Source organism: Microcella alkalica (assembly GCF_014595885.1).
GTDB lineage: Bacteria > Actinomycetota > Actinomycetes > Actinomycetales > Microbacteriaceae > Microcella > Microcella alkaliphila_B.
In genome coordinates, this window is sequence record NZ_JABUKC010000001.1 from 261,875 (window position 1) to 275,313 (window position 13,439).

The 13,439-nt window shown below is 73.6% G+C and carries 16 protein-coding genes; 13 read left to right on the forward strand and 3 right to left on the reverse strand.

All coding sequences use genetic code 11. The features are described 5' to 3' along the window. Positions 1–4: 4 nt before the first annotated feature. Both rpsI and glmM read left to right on the forward strand, forming a co-directional pair. Entirely contained in the window at positions 5–487 is a 483-nt protein-coding gene (rpsI, locus tag ID804_RS01285) for a 30S ribosomal protein S9 (protein WP_396789589.1), read from the forward strand. 27 nt (positions 488–514) lie between these two features. After that, entirely contained in the window at positions 515–1,876 is a 1,362-nt protein-coding gene (gene glmM / locus ID804_RS01290; RefSeq protein ID WP_169077156.1) for a phosphoglucosamine mutase, read from the forward strand. An 18-nt stretch (positions 1,877–1,894) separates the two neighbouring features. Here the strand turns inward: glmM and ID804_RS01295 are convergent, their stop codons facing one another. Continuing rightward, on the reverse strand, positions 1,895–2,692 hold the full coding sequence (locus ID804_RS01295; RefSeq protein WP_169077157.1) for a methyltransferase domain-containing protein: 798 nt from the start codon (positions 2,690–2,692) through the stop codon (positions 1,895–1,897). Between the two features lie 27 nt (positions 2,693–2,719). After that, positions 2,720–3,664 carry a type I pantothenate kinase gene (gene coaA / locus ID804_RS01300; protein WP_169077158.1) on the reverse strand — a complete coding sequence of 315 codons (945 nt, stop codon included), beginning with the start codon at positions 3,662–3,664 and terminating at the stop codon, positions 2,720–2,722. A 79-nt stretch (positions 3,665–3,743) separates the two neighbouring features. Here coaA and glmS point away from each other — a divergent pair, with 79 nt between their 5' ends. From glmS to ID804_RS01345, 9 genes are all read left to right on the forward strand, one after another. Continuing rightward, positions 3,744–5,597, forward strand: coding sequence for a glutamine--fructose-6-phosphate transaminase (isomerizing) (glmS, locus tag ID804_RS01305; protein ID WP_169077159.1), 1,854 nt, complete (start codon positions 3,744–3,746; stop codon positions 5,595–5,597). Between the two features lie 21 nt (positions 5,598–5,618). Beyond that, a complete protein-coding gene (locus ID804_RS01310; RefSeq protein ID WP_169077160.1) occupies positions 5,619–6,002 on the forward strand; it encodes a holo-ACP synthase in 384 nt (127 codons plus the stop codon). Beyond that, positions 5,999–7,105 (forward strand): alanine racemase, encoded by a 1,107-nt coding sequence (gene alr / locus ID804_RS01315; RefSeq protein WP_169077161.1) that lies wholly within the window; start codon positions 5,999–6,001, stop codon positions 7,103–7,105. Before ID804_RS01310 ends, alr begins: the two co-directional genes overlap by 4 nt. Positions 7,106–7,118: 13 nt before the next feature. Beyond that, positions 7,119–7,640 (forward strand): tRNA (adenosine(37)-N6)-threonylcarbamoyltransferase complex ATPase subunit type 1 TsaE, encoded by a 522-nt coding sequence (tsaE, locus tag ID804_RS01320; protein ID WP_317451129.1) that lies wholly within the window; start codon positions 7,119–7,121, stop codon positions 7,638–7,640. Next, a complete protein-coding gene (gene tsaB / locus ID804_RS01325; protein ID WP_169077162.1) occupies positions 7,624–8,238 on the forward strand; it encodes a tRNA (adenosine(37)-N6)-threonylcarbamoyltransferase complex dimerization subunit type 1 TsaB in 615 nt (204 codons plus the stop codon). Before tsaE ends, tsaB begins: the two co-directional genes overlap by 17 nt. Continuing rightward, a complete protein-coding gene (rimI, locus tag ID804_RS01330) occupies positions 8,238–8,735 on the forward strand; it encodes a ribosomal protein S18-alanine N-acetyltransferase (RefSeq protein ID WP_169077163.1) in 498 nt (165 codons plus the stop codon). The genes tsaB and rimI overlap by 1 nt, the downstream gene beginning before the upstream one ends. Beyond that, positions 8,732–9,796 carry a tRNA (adenosine(37)-N6)-threonylcarbamoyltransferase complex transferase subunit TsaD gene (gene tsaD, locus ID804_RS01335; protein ID WP_169077164.1) on the forward strand — a complete coding sequence of 355 codons (1,065 nt, stop codon included), beginning with the start codon at positions 8,732–8,734 and terminating at the stop codon, positions 9,794–9,796. Before rimI ends, tsaD begins: the two co-directional genes overlap by 4 nt. A 109-nt stretch (positions 9,797–9,905) precedes the next feature. Continuing rightward, positions 9,906–10,274 (forward strand): DUF4190 domain-containing protein, encoded by a 369-nt coding sequence (locus ID804_RS01340; protein ID WP_169077165.1) that lies wholly within the window; start codon positions 9,906–9,908, stop codon positions 10,272–10,274. 70 nt (positions 10,275–10,344) lie between these two features. Further along, a complete protein-coding gene (locus tag ID804_RS01345; RefSeq protein ID WP_169077166.1) occupies positions 10,345–10,725 on the forward strand; it encodes a DUF4190 domain-containing protein in 381 nt (126 codons plus the stop codon). Positions 10,726–10,758: 33 nt separating this feature from the next. Here ID804_RS01345 and ID804_RS01350 read toward each other — a convergent pair whose 3' ends face one another. Next, positions 10,759–11,937, reverse strand: coding sequence for a THUMP-like domain-containing protein (locus tag ID804_RS01350; RefSeq protein ID WP_169077167.1), 1,179 nt, complete (start codon positions 11,935–11,937; stop codon positions 10,759–10,761). Positions 11,938–12,087: 150 nt separating this feature from the next. Between ID804_RS01350 and groES the strand changes: the two genes are divergently transcribed. Next, positions 12,088–12,384, forward strand: a complete 297-nt coding sequence (gene groES, locus ID804_RS01355; RefSeq protein ID WP_169077168.1) for a co-chaperone GroES — start codon at positions 12,088–12,090, stop codon at positions 12,382–12,384. A gap of 114 nt (positions 12,385–12,498) precedes the next feature. After that, positions 12,499–13,425, forward strand: coding sequence for an EamA family transporter RarD (rarD, locus tag ID804_RS01360; protein WP_169077169.1), 927 nt, complete (start codon positions 12,499–12,501; stop codon positions 13,423–13,425). The last annotated feature ends 14 nt before the right edge of the window (positions 13,426–13,439 follow it).

Consider the following 13,439-nt stretch of genomic DNA (forward strand, 5'->3'; position numbering starts at 1 on the left):
TACCGTGGCGAACGACATCACCAACGACGCAGCTCCTGAGAGCTACACGACCGAGTCCCCGGCGGCCGCGGCGCAGACCGCGCCCCGCGCCGTGCTCAACGTCTCGGGCCAGGCCGTGGGCCGCCGCAAGCAGGCCATCGCCCGCGTGCGTCTGGTTCCCGGCTCGGGCACCTACTCGGTCAACGGGCGCACGCTCGAGGACTACTTCCCGAACAAGCTGCACCAGCAGCTCATCAACGACCCGCTGACGGTGCTGCAGCTCGGCGGCGCCTACGACGTGACCGCCCGTATCACCGGCGGCGGCCCCTCGGGCCAGGCGGGCGCCCTGCGCCTCGCCATCGCGCGCGCGCTCAACGAGATCGACCGCGAGAACAACCGCCCCACCCTCAAGAAGGCCGGCTTCCTCACGCGTGACGCCCGCGTCATCGAGCGCAAGAAGGCCGGTCTCAAGAAGGCCCGCAAGGCGCCTCAGTACTCGAAGCGCTAAGCCGCTCCGACGCTCACGCCGATCGACATGGGTCGACTGTTCGGCACGGACGGGGTCCGGGGGCTGGCCAACGGTGATCTCACCGCTGACCTGGCCCTCGGCCTCGCCCAGGCCGCTGCCCTCGTGCTCACGCAGGGCCGTCATGCCGACGAGCTGCGTGCGCAGGGCAAGCGCCCGCGCGCCATCGTCGCGCGCGACCCCCGCGTCTCGGGCGAGTTCCTGACCGCGGCCGTCGCCGCGGGTCTCGCCTCCTCGGGCATCGACGTGCTCGACGCCGGCGTCATCCCGACGCCCGCCGCCGCCTTCCTCGTGGGCGACATCCACGCCGACTTCGGCGTCATGATCTCCGCCTCGCACAACCCCGCGCCCGACAACGGCATCAAGTTCTTCTCCTTCGGCGGCGTGAAGCTGCCCGATGAGGTGGAGGACCGCATCGAGGCCGCCATGGCGGGCGAGAAGCTCGCACCGACGGGTGGCGGCGTGGGCCGCATCCGACGCTTCGCCGACGCGGAGGACCGTTACGTCCTGCACCTGCTCGGCACGCTCGACGTGCGCCTCGACGGCCTGCACGTCGTCATCGATTGCGCGCACGGCGCCGCGGCCGGCATCTCGCCGCAGGTGTTCGCCGACGCGGGCGCGACGGTCACCGTCATCGGCTCCGACCCTGACGGCCTCAACATCAACGACGGCGTCGGCTCGACGCATCTGGAGCTGCTGCAGCAGACGGTCGTCGAGCTCGGCGCCGATCTCGGCATCGCGCACGACGGCGATGCCGACCGCTGCCTCGCGGTGGATGCCCGGGGCCAGGTCGTCGACGGCGACCGCATCATGGCGATCCTCGCGGTCGCCGAACAGCAGCGCGGGCTGCTCGTCGACGACACCCTGGTCGTGACGGTCATGAGCAACCTCGGCCTGAAGCGCGCGATGGCCGAGCGGGGCATCCGCATCATCGAGACCGGCGTCGGCGACCGCTACGTGCTCGAGGCGCTCGCCGAGCACGGGCTCAGCCTGGGCGGCGAGCAGTCGGGCCACATCATCTTCAGCCGGCACGCCACGACGGGCGACGGCATCCTCACCGGCATCCAGCTCGCGGCCGAGATGGCCCGCACGGGCAAGACCCTCGAGGAGCTCGGGCAGGTCATGACCGTGTTCCCGCAGGTGCTCATCAACGTGCGCGGTGTCGACCGCACGGCGCTCGCCGGGCACGAGGGCGTCGCCGCGGCGGTGGCCGAGGTCGAGGCCGAGCTCGGCGACTCCGGGCGCGTGCTGCTGCGCGCGAGCGGCACCGAGCCGATGGTGCGCGTCATGGTCGAGGCGGCGACCGAGAAGGTCGCGCAGGCCATGGCCGAGCGCCTCGCCGACGTGGTGCGCGAGCACCTCGCCGTCTAGGAGGGCGCGCCTCGCCCCTCAGCGCACGCGCGCGACGATCTCGCCGTGCGGCATGAGCATCCAGGCGTCGGGGTGCGCCGCCCAGGCGAGCCACGCCTGCGAGATCGCCTCGAGCTCGTCGCGCGTCGCGAGCCCGTGGCGCACGGCGTCGTCGGCGAACGACGACGACACGACCCGCTCCGCCCACAGCCCGCCCCACCAGGGGCCGTCGCCGTCGGCGGTGAAGAGCCACGTCGACGCCGTCGCGGTGACCTCCTCGAAGCCCGCGGCGTGCGCCCACTGCAGCAACCGGCGGCCCGCCCTCGCCTCGCCCCCGTTCGCGAGGGGGATGCTCACCGACAGCTCGAGCCAGCGCGCGAGCTCCGGCGACAGCGGGTGCAGCAGCACCCCGCCGGCATCCTGGTCGCGCGCCGCGACGACGCCGCCGGGGCGCACGACGCGCGCCATCTCGCGCAGCGCGCCCACCGGGTCGCCCAGGTGCTGCAGCACCTGGTGCGCGTGCGCGATGTCGACTGAGCCGTCGTCGAACGGCAGCGCGTAGAGGTCGCCCTGCTCGAACCGCACGGCCAGCCCGGCCTCCTCGGCGAGCTCGCGGGCGAAGGCCACGGCCGTCTCGGCGCCGTCGAGCCCGACCACGCGGTCGGCGCCGAGGCGGCGCGCGAACTCGAGCGTGATGCTGCCGGGGCCGCTGCCCACGTCGACGAGCGAGGCGCCGGGGGTGAGGTGCGGCTCGAGGTAGGCGGCGGAGTTCGCGATCGTGCGCCAGGCGTGCGCGGCGAGCACGCTCGGGTGGTGACCGTGGGTGTACTTGACCATGCGGGGTTCCTCGGGCCGGGTGTCGGGTCAGATCTTGCGCAGCAGCACCGTCGAGACGGCGTGGTCGCTCTCCTTGCGCAGCACGAGCGAGGCGCGGGCGCGCGTCGGCAGGATGTTCTGCACCAGGTTCGGCTCGTTGATCTCGCGCCAGATCTCGCGCGCCTTCGCGACCGCCTGCTCGTGCGTGAGCGCGGCGTAGCGGTGGAAGTAGCTGCGCGGATCGGCGAAGGCTCCGCGCTGCAGGGCGAGGAAGCGGTCGACGTACCAGGCCTCGATGTCGCTCGTGCGGGCATCCACGTAGATCGTGAAGTCGAACAGGTCGCTCACCGCGAGGGAGGCGCCCGGCCCGGGCGGCTGCAGCACGTTCAGGCCCTCGACGATGAGGATGTCGGGCCGACGCACGACGATCTCGGCGTCGGGCACGATGTCGTAGCTCAGATGCGAGTACACCGGCGCGCGCACCTCGTCGGCGCCCGACTTGATCCGTGAGACGAACCGCAGCAGCGCGCGACGGTCGTACGACTCGGGGAACCCCTTGCGGTGCAGGATGCCGCGGCGGCCTAGCTCCGCGGTGGGCAGGAGGAAGCCGTCGGTCGTGACGAGCTCGACGCGGGGCGTGTCAGGCCAGCGGGAGAGCAGCTCGCGCAGCAGGCGCGCGATCGTCGACTTGCCGACCGCGACCGAGCCGGCGACGCCGATGACGAACGGCGTGCTCGACCCGGGCTCGCCGAGGAACTCGCGCGTCGCGTCGTGCAGTCGCCGCGCGCCGACCGCGTAGAGCGAGATGAGCCGACTGAGCGGCACGTACACCTCGGCGACCTCGCGCAGGTCGAGCTGGTCGCCGAGCCCGCGCAGCTGCACGAGCTCGGTCTCGGTGAGCGGCTGCGGTGTCGAGGGCGCGAGCGCGGCCCAGCGCCGCCGATCGAGCTCGACGAAGGGGGAGTTGTCGCGCGCTGCGCTCGCCTCGGACATCGGCTCCACAGTACTGCCCGGTCAGGGGCCGTTCGGGCCGCGGCGCCGGGGTGCGGGTCGCGTCACTAGACTCGAGCCCATGTGCGGAATCGTGGGATACGTCGGCAGCCGGGGCAGCATCGAGGTGCTCATGGGGGGCCTGAAGCGGCTCGAGTACCGGGGCTACGACTCGGCGGGCGTCGCCGTGCTCGACGGCCACGGCGGCATCGATACCCGCAAGCACGCCGGCAAGCTGGGCATCCTGAGCGACGACCTCGCGGCCACGCCGCTGCACGAGGGCACGACGGGCATCGGCCACACCCGCTGGGCGACCCACGGCGGCCCGACCGACGAGAACGCGCACCCGCACCTCGGCGACGAGGGCCGGCTCGCCCTCATCCACAACGGCATCATCGAGAACTTCGGCGAGCTCAAGGCCGAGCTGCTCGAGCGCGGCCACTCCTTCTCCTCCGAGACCGACTCCGAGGTCGCCGCGCTGCTCGTCGGCGAGGCCTACCGTGAGACCGGCGAGCTCACCGCCGCGATGCTCCAGGTCGTCAACCGGCTCGAGGGCGCGTTCACGCTGCTCGCGGTGCACGCCGACCAGCCCGACGTCGTCGTCGGCGCTCGCCGCAACTCGCCGCTCGTCATCGGGCTCGGCGAGGGCGAGAACTTCCTCGGCTCCGACGTCGCGGCGTTCGTCGCCTACACGCGCTCGGCCATGGAGATCGGACAGGACCAGCTGGTCACGATCCGTCCCGACAGCGTGGAGGTCATCGGCTTCGACGGCCAGCCGGTCGAGGCGAAGACCTTCGAGGTGAACTGGGACGCCTCCGCCGCGGAGAAGGGCGGCTGGCCGAGCTTCATGGCGAAGGAGATCAGCGAGGAGCCGGAGGCGGTCGCGAAGACCATCCTCGGCCGCGTCGACGACAGCGGCCTCGTCCGCATCCCCGAGCTCGACGGGCTCGACGAGGCCACCCTGCGCGACATCGACCGCGTCGTCGTCATCGCCTGCGGCACGGCCGCCTACGCCGGCATGGTCGGCAAGTACGCGATCGAGCAGTGGGCGCGCGTGCCCGTCGACGTCGAGCTCGCTCACGAGTTCCGCTACCGCGAGCCGGTGCTGAGCGAGCGCACTCTCGTCGTCTCGATCAGCCAGTCGGGCGAGACGATGGACACCCTCATGGCGGTCAAGTACGCCCGCGAGCAGGGCGCCCGCACGCTGTCGATCTGCAACACGCAGGGCGCGACGATCCCGCGCGAGTCCGACGCGGTCGTCTACACGCACGCCGGCCCCGAGGTCGCGGTCGCCTCGACGAAGGCCTTCGTCGCGCAGATCACCGCGATGTACCTCTTCGGTCTGCAGCTCGGCCAGGTGCGCGGCACGCTCGACGAGGGTCGAGCGCGCGGCCTCGTGCGCGAGCTGCAGGCCGTGCCCGAGCAGCTCGCCTCGGTGCTGAGCTCGGGCGAGCGCATCCGCGAACTGGCCAAGTGGATGGCCGACACGCAGTCCGTCCTCTTCCTCGGCCGACACGTGGGGTACCCGGTCGCGCTCGAGGGCGCGCTCAAGCTCAAGGAGCTCGCCTACATCCACGCCGAGGGCTTCGCTGCGGGCGAGCTCAAGCACGGCCCGATCGCCCTCATCGAGCCCGGCCAGATCGTGTTCGTCATCGTGCCGAGCCCGCGCGACCCGAACTCGCTGCACGCGAAGGTCGTCTCGAACATCCAGGAGATCCGCGCGCGCGGCGCCCGAGTCATCGCGATCGCCGAGGCGGGTGACGCCGCGGTGCTGCCGTACGCCGACGAGGTCATCCGCATCCCGCTCGCCTCGCCGTTCTTCGAGCCGCTGCTCGCCGTCGTGCCGCTGCACATCTTCGGCATGGAGCTCGCCGCCGCGAAGGGCCTCGACGTCGACCAGCCGCGCAACCTGGCCAAGTCGGTCACGGTCGAGTAGCGCGGACTGCGCGGTGCGGTCGTGATCGTGGGCATCGGGGTCGACGTCGTCGACCTCGCGCGCTTCGAGCGGGCCCTGTCGCGCACGCCTGGCCTGCGCGAGCGCCTCTTCGCCGAAGGCGAGCGCGAGCTGCCGCTGCGCTCGCTCGCGGGCCGCTTCGCCGCCAAGGAGGCCCTCATGAAGGCGCTCGGCGAGACCGACGGCATCCGCTGGGTCGACATGGTCGTGACGACGGATGCCCACGGCGATCCCGATCTCGCCCTCAGTGGGCGGGCGGCCGAGATCGCGTCGCGGCGCGGAATCGACCGCGTGCACGTGTCGATGTCGCACGACGCCGGCATTGCGACCGCCTTCGTCGTCGCCGAGTCGTCGGGGCGTCGACCCGACCTCGGGGAGCGGTCGTGAACAGCCGCCCCTTCCGCGAGGCGCGCATCTCGGTCGACGCGATCGCCCGCAACGTCGTCGAGCTGCGCAGGCTCGCGCCGACGAAGCACCTCATGGCGGTCGTGAAGGCCGACGGCTACGGTCACGGCGCCGTGACCGCCGCTCGTGCCGCGCTCGAGGCGGGCGCCGACCACCTGGGCGTCGCCGACATCCACGAGGCGCTCGAGCTGCGCCGCGCCGGCATCGACGCACCCGTGCTCGCCTGGCTGCACGACCCCGCCGTCGACCTGGCGGTCGCGACCGAGGCGGGCATCGCGCTCGGCGTGAGCTCGCGCGCCGAGCTCGAGCGCGCCGCGGCCGCCGGTCACCGTCCCGTCGTGCACGTCAAGGTCGACACGGGCCTCTCGCGCAACGGCGTCGTCGAGGCCGACTGGGGGCCGCTCGTCGACCGCCTCGCGGAGCTCGTCGCCGCCGGCGCGCTGCGCCTCGAGGGCGTCTTCAGCCACCTGTCGAACACGAGCGCCGACGACGACGCGGCGCAGCTCACCGCCTTCGCGCGGTTCCTCGAGGTGCTCGACGCGGCCGGGCTCGAGCCGGGCATCCGCCACCTGGCGGCGTCGGCCGCCGCGTTCGATCACCCGGCGGCGCGCTTCGACATGGTGCGGGCGGGCATCGCGCTCTACGGGGTCTCGCCCGCGCTGCACCTGCGCGACCTGCCGCTACGCCCCGCGATGGAGCTCAGCGCCGCGATCGTCAGCGTCAAGCGCGTGCCCGCCGGCAGCGGCGTCTCGTACGGCTACCTGCACCGCACCGAGGGCCCGACGACGCTCGCGCTCGTGCCGCTCGGCTACGCCGACGGGGTGCCGCGGCACGCCCTCGGGGCTCCCGTGCTCATCGGCGACACCGTGCACCGCGTCGCGGGGCGCATCGCCATGGACCAGTTCGTCGTCGACGTCGGCGACCAGTCGGTCGCGGTCGGCGAGCGGGCGGTGCTCTTCGGCGACCCGCGCACCGGTGCCCCGACCGCCGACGCGTGGGCCGACGCCGCCGGCACGATCGGGTACGAGATCGTCACGCGCCTGGGCCGTCGCGTCGAGCGCACGTCGGTTCGGCGGTTCTCGTGAGCGAGCGCCTCTCGTGACCGAGCGTCTCACCGTCGCCGATCCCGAGGCGATGGCCGAGCTCGGCGCGCGGGTCGCCGCGCAGCTGCGCGCCGGCGACGTCATCGTGCTGACGGGCGAGCTCGGCGCGGGCAAGACCACCTTCACCCGGGGTCTCGGCGCAGCGCTCGGCGTGCGCGGCACCGTCACGAGCCCGACCTTCGTGCTCGCGCGCACCCACCCGCGCGACGACGGGCCGCCGCTCGTGCACGTCGACGCGTACCGGCTCTCCGACTCGGCCGAGCTCGGCGACCTCGACCTCGACTTCGAGGGCTCGATCGTCGTCGTCGAGTGGGGCGCGGGCCTCATCGAGCAGCTCGTCGACGCGTGGCTGTCGATCGTGATCGAGCGGCCCACGGGCGCGGGGGCATCCGTGACCGACTCGGCCCTCGCCGCCCCCGACCCGGACGATGCGCCCGTCGAACCCCGCCTGGTCACGCTCACGGGCGTCGGCGAGCGCTGGGCCGACCTAGGCTGGCTGCATGCTGCTCGCGATTGACACCTCCGCGGGCACGGCGGTCGCGGCGGTCGCCGACGACGGGCGGGTGGTCGCCGAGCGCTCGAGCGACGACACGCGCCGGCACGCCGAACTCATCGGGCCGTTCCTCGCCGAGGTGATCGCGGCCGCCGAGGTCGACGGCGCACGCCTGAGCCACGTCGTCGCGGGCATCGGCCCCGGGCCGTTCACGGGCCTGCGCGTCGGCATCGCGGCGGCGCGCGCGGTCGCGCTCGCGCGGGGCATCCCGCTGCTGGCCGTGCCCAGCCACGAGGCGGTCGCGCTGCGCCTCGTCGAAGGCGGCGTGGCCGCCGGCCGCTTCGCGGTGATCACGGATGCCCGCCGCCGCGAGGTCGCCGTGACCGTCTTCGCCGCGGGGCTCCCGCTCCCGGCAGTGGTGGAGCCCGCGCACCTGGTCGCGCGCGCCGCGTTCGCGCCTGCCGATGGCGTCACGCCGTACGAGGCGCACGAGATCCCCGCCGCGTCGCTCGCGCACGCAGCGCTCGCCCGCCTCGCGTCGGGCGCCGCGTTCCCCGAGCCGCGGCCGCTGTACCTGCGGGCGCCCGATGTGACGCTCTCGACCCCGAAGCGGGTGAGCTGATGAGCGACGTGGGCGCGACGGCCGGCGGCGGGGGCGGCGCCCCCGCCATCCGCGTGCGCGATGCCGAGCTGGCCGACCTCGACGCGATCATGCGGCTCGAGTCGGCGACGTTCCCGGGCGACGCCTGGAGCCGCGACATGATGGCCGCCGAGCTCGCGAGCCCGCACACGACCTACGTCGTCGTCGAGTCGGGCGACGAGCTCGTCGGCTACGCGGGCCTCAGTGCGCCGGCCGGCGCGGGGCAGGGCGACATCCAGACGATCGCGGTCGACGCGACGCACCGTCGGCTCGGCATCGGCACCGTGCTCATGCAGCAACTGCTCGGCGCGGCGCGCACTCGCGGGGCGCGCGAAGTGTTCCTCGAGGTGCGCGCCGACAATCCCGGCGCCGAGGAGCTCTACCGGCGGCACGGCTTCGAGCGCGTCGGGGTTCGGCCGCGGTACTACCAGCCCGACGACGTCGACGCGATCGTCATGCGGCGGGAGGAGCGAGCGTGAGCGGGCAGCCCTTGGTGCTCGGCATCGAGACGAGCTGCGACGAGACCGGCGTCGGCATCGTGCGCGGCACCGAGCTGCTCGCCAACGTCATCGCGAGCTCGATGGACGAGCACGCCCGCTTCGGCGGCGTCGTACCGGAGATCGCCGCGCGCGCCCACCTCGAGGCGCTCGAGCCGACCCTGCGTGAGGCGGTCGCGCGCGCGGGCATCGACCTGACCGACCTCGACGCCGTCGCCGTCACGAGCGGGCCGGGACTCAGCGGGGCACTCATGGTCGGCGTCGGTGCTGCGAAGGCGCTCGCCCTCGCGCTCGGCACGCCGCTCTACGCCGTCAACCACCTCGTCGGGCACGTCGGCGCCGACATCCTGCACGATGCGGGCGCGGTCGACCGCGGCGAGCTCGAGCTGCCGACGGTCGCCCTGCTCGTCTCGGGCGGCCACACGAGCCTGCTGCTGGTGCGCAGCCTCACCGACGACGTCGAGCTGCTCGGCGAGACGATCGACGACGCCGCGGGCGAGGCCTTCGACAAGGTCGCGCGCCTGCTCGGCCTGCCCTACCCCGGCGGCCCGCAGATCGACCGCGCCGCCGCCGAGGGCGACCCGCACGCGATCCGCTTCCCGCGCGGGCTGACCCTGCCGAAGGATCTCGTCGCCCACCGCTACGATTTCTCGTTCTCGGGCCTGAAGACCGCCGTCGCGCGTCACGTCGAGAAGCTGCGCGACGCGGGGGAGGAGGTGCCCGTCGCGGATGTCGCGGCGAGCTTCCGCGAGGCCGTCGCCGACGTCCTCACCGCGAAGGCGATCGCGGCGTGCGTCGATCTCGGCGTGCCGCGGCTCCTGCTCGGCGGAGGAGTCGTCGCCAACGCGCGGGTGCGCACCCTCGCCGCCGAGCGCGCAGAGGCCGCGGGCGTGAGCCTGCGCATCCCGCCGCTGTCGCTCTGCACCGACAACGGCGCGATGATCGCCGCGATCGCCGCCCAGCGCATCATGGCCGGCCACGGCCCCTCCGAGCTCGGCATCGGCGCCGACTCGACGCTGCCCGTCACGGTCGTGCAGGCGTGACCGCGCGCGGCGCGCGTCGTTGACACCTCCTCACCCCGCTGGCACAGTGGCGGATGCCCCGCTCGCGCCTCCGCGGCGGCGCCACCCCCACGACCAGGAGCCCACAGCCATGACCGACGCCCCGCCGCCTCCCGCGCCCGACTACCCCCACCAGCCGGCGCAGGCCGCGCCCAACCCCTACGCCGCGCCCACCGCGACGCCGTACGGCTCGGCCAACCCCTACGCGCCCGCTCCGCAGCAGAAGACGAACACGCTCGCGATCGTCTCGCTCGTGCTCGCGTTCGTCGTCTCGCTCGGCGCCGTCATCTGCGGCCACATCGCCCTCAGCCAGATCAAGAAGACCGGCGAGCAGGGCCGCGGGCTCGCGATCGCCGGCCTCGTGCTCGGCTACATCGGTCTCGTCGCCGGGCTCATCTGGATCATCGCCGTCATCGCGCTCTTCGCGACCGCCGGGGTGACGAGCTACTCGACCTACTGAGCCGCTCGCGCTCCTCGACGGCCCGCCCGCGCCTCGTGCGTCGGCGGGCCGTCGTGCGTACGCTGGCGGCATGCAGCCCGACGAGACCGCGCCCGCCGAGACCGAGCCCGAGGCGACGCGCGAGTTCCCGTCCGTCGCCCCGGCGCCCGCCCCCGTCGACGCCGGGGCATCGCGGCAGACGCTCGGCATCCTCTCCCTGATCTTCGGCGTCGTCGGGCTGCTCGCCTCGGCGGTCGCGGCGGGCCTCGTCTTCGGCGTCGCCGCGGCGATCCTCGGCCACCAGTCGCTGCGGCGCGAGCCGGCGGCGCGCGCCATGGCGATCGCGGGCCTCATCACCGGCTACGCGGGCATCGCGATCTCCGTCGTGTGGGGCATCATCCTGCTCGCGACGGTGCTGATCCCGCTCTTCGCGGTCGGGCTGTTTGTCGGCACGGGCTCGTTCGGTCCCTGATCGCGCCTCGCGCCCAGCCCGCCGCCCGCGGCGTCAGTCGGCCCGCTCGGCGAGCAGCGCCACGCGCTCGCCGCCGACGCGGGTGAGCACGAGCGTCGCCGCGTTCGGCCGCTGCGGCTTGAGCTGCTTCCGCAGCGCGGCCGGGTCGACGTCGACGCCGCGCTTCTTGATCTCGATCGTGCCGATGCCGCGCTGGCGCAGCTCGCGCGCGATGCGCTTCACGTCGAGCGGCCACCGCTCGAGCACCCGGAAGGCCCGCGCGAACGGCGTCGGCTCGAGCCGGTCGGCGGTGACCCACGCGATCGTCGCGTCGAGCATCCGGCCCTCGAGGCGTCGGGCGAGGTCACCGATGAGGCGCGCCCGGATGACCGCGCCGTCGGGCTCGTACAGGTACGCCCCGAGGGGCCCGGCTTCGACGTCGGGCGCATCGTCGGGCGCGACGAGCTCCGCGGCCCCCTGCGGGCCGATGACGAGCGCGGCGCGGCGCACCCCGGGCCGCGCGAGGGCGCCGCTCCACAGCACGACTTCGACGACCTCGCCCCCGTCGCTCACCCACTGGGCCTCGACGTCGTCGGGGATGAGCGCGCGGTCCATCCCGGGGGCGAGCTTGATGCCGGCGGGCCGCCGTCGCGCGATCGCGAGCGCGGCGTCAAGCGGGGGCGACCAGTCGTCGGGGGAGGAGAGTCGGCGGGCGCCCGCGCGCCGGGCCGGGTCCATCCAGACGGCGTCGACCCGGTCGAGGTCGAACCGCTCGGCGTCGCCCAGCTCGACGCTCGCGCCGGCCCACGGGGCGAGGTTGTAGGCGGCGAGGGCCGCGGTGGGCTCGTCGCGCTCGACGGCGACGACCTCGAGGTCGAGCGCCGCGAGCGCGAGGGCGTCGCCGCCGATGCCGCAGCCGAGGTCGGCGACGCGCGTGAGCCCGGCGGCGGCGAAGCGCCCGGCGTGCTGCGCGGCGACGCCGAGCCGAGAGGCCTGCTCGAGCCCCGCCTCGGTGAAGAGCATCCGCTCGGCGAACGGGCCGAACTTGGCGACCGCCCTGCGTCGCAATCGGTACTGCGTGAGCACGGCGGCGACGCGAGCGGGCGGATGCCCGGCCGACCGCAGCCGGCTGACGAGACGCACGGCGTCGGTCGCGGTGTCGCTCGGCGGCAGGCTCGCGAGCAGGTCGAGCGCCTCGGGCGTCAGCAGCTCGCGCACTTCGTCGACGTCCACCGCTCGATCCTCCCACGGGTGCCGCGCACCCGCTCGGCGCTGCTGGCACTCGGATTGCATGAGTGCTAAACGCTTCGGTACAGTGGTCACTGGCACTCGCAGGGCGAGTGTGCCAATCCCCTCAACGTCTTAGGAAAGAAGAGGTCAACCGTGTCGGTCTCCATCAAGCCGCTCGAAGATCGCATCGTCATCAAGCAGGTCGAGGCGGAGCAGACCACCGCTTCGGGTCTCGTGATCCCCGACACCGCCAAGGAGAAGCCCCAGGAGGGCGAGGTCGTGGCGGTCGGCCCCGGCCGCATCGACGACAACGGCAACCGCGTTCCGCTCGACGTCGCCGTCGGCGACCGCGTCATCTACTCGAAGTACGGCGGCACCGAGGTCAAGTACGACGGCCACGAGTACCTCGTGCTCTCGGCCCGCGACGTGCTCGCGGTCATCGTCCGCTAGGCCGCACTGCGTTCGCCGCGGCGCCAGCCCGCGGCACCCCGGCCCCCGTTCCGCCCCGGCGGACGGGGGCCGTTCGCGTCCGAACAAGGGGATGCTCGGGCGTACACTGACGCGGTGCCCGACTCCCGCGCCTCCCGCTCCGGGCTCCTGCTCGCGTTCGGGGCCTACGGGCTCTGGGGCTTCCTGCCGGCCTACTTCCTCCTGCTGACCCCGAGCGGTCCGATCGAGATCGTGGCCTGGCGCGTCACGCTGTCGCTGCTGTTCTGCGTGCTCCTGCTCGTGCTGACGCGAGCGGTCGGCGCGTTCATGCCGCTGCTGCGCGACCGGCGCATCATGCTCCTGAGTGCCGGGGCGGGCATCCTCATCGCCGTCAACTGGGTCGTGTACGTCTACGGCTCGACGAACGGCTTCGTCGTCGAGGCCTCGCTCGGCTACTTCATCAACCCGATCGTCACGGTCGCCCTCGGCGTGCTCGTGCTGCGCGAGCGACTGCGTCCCGCGCAGTGGGTCGCCGTGGGCATCAGCCTGCTCGCCGTGCTCGTGCTCGCGATCGGCTACGGGCAGCCGCCGTTCATCGCCCTGACCCTCGCGCTGTCGTTCGGCTTCTACGGCCTGCTGAAGAACCGCATGGGGCCCCGGGTGTCGGCCGTCGCGAGCCTCACCCTCGAGACCGCGTGGCTCACGCCGATCGCGATCGTCGTGCTGGTCGTGCTCGGCGTGACCACGGGCATCACGATGGGCGCCGAGGGCACCGCGCACGCCGTGCTGCTGAGCCTCGCGGGCATCGTGACGGCGGTGCCGCTGCTGCTGTTCGGTGCGGCCGCGCGTCGCCTGCCGCTCAGCGTGCTGGGTCTCGTGCAGTACGTCGCGCCGATCCTGCAGTTCGCCTTCGGCGTCGTGGTCATGCGCGAGCCCATGCCGCCCGAGCGGTGGCTCGGCTTCGCCCTCGTCTGGGTCGCGCTCATCGTGCTGACGACCGACGCGCTGCGGCATCGGCGGCGCACCGCCGCGCTCGCCGTCGAGGGCTCGACCGGGGGATAGGGTTCGGCCGAGCC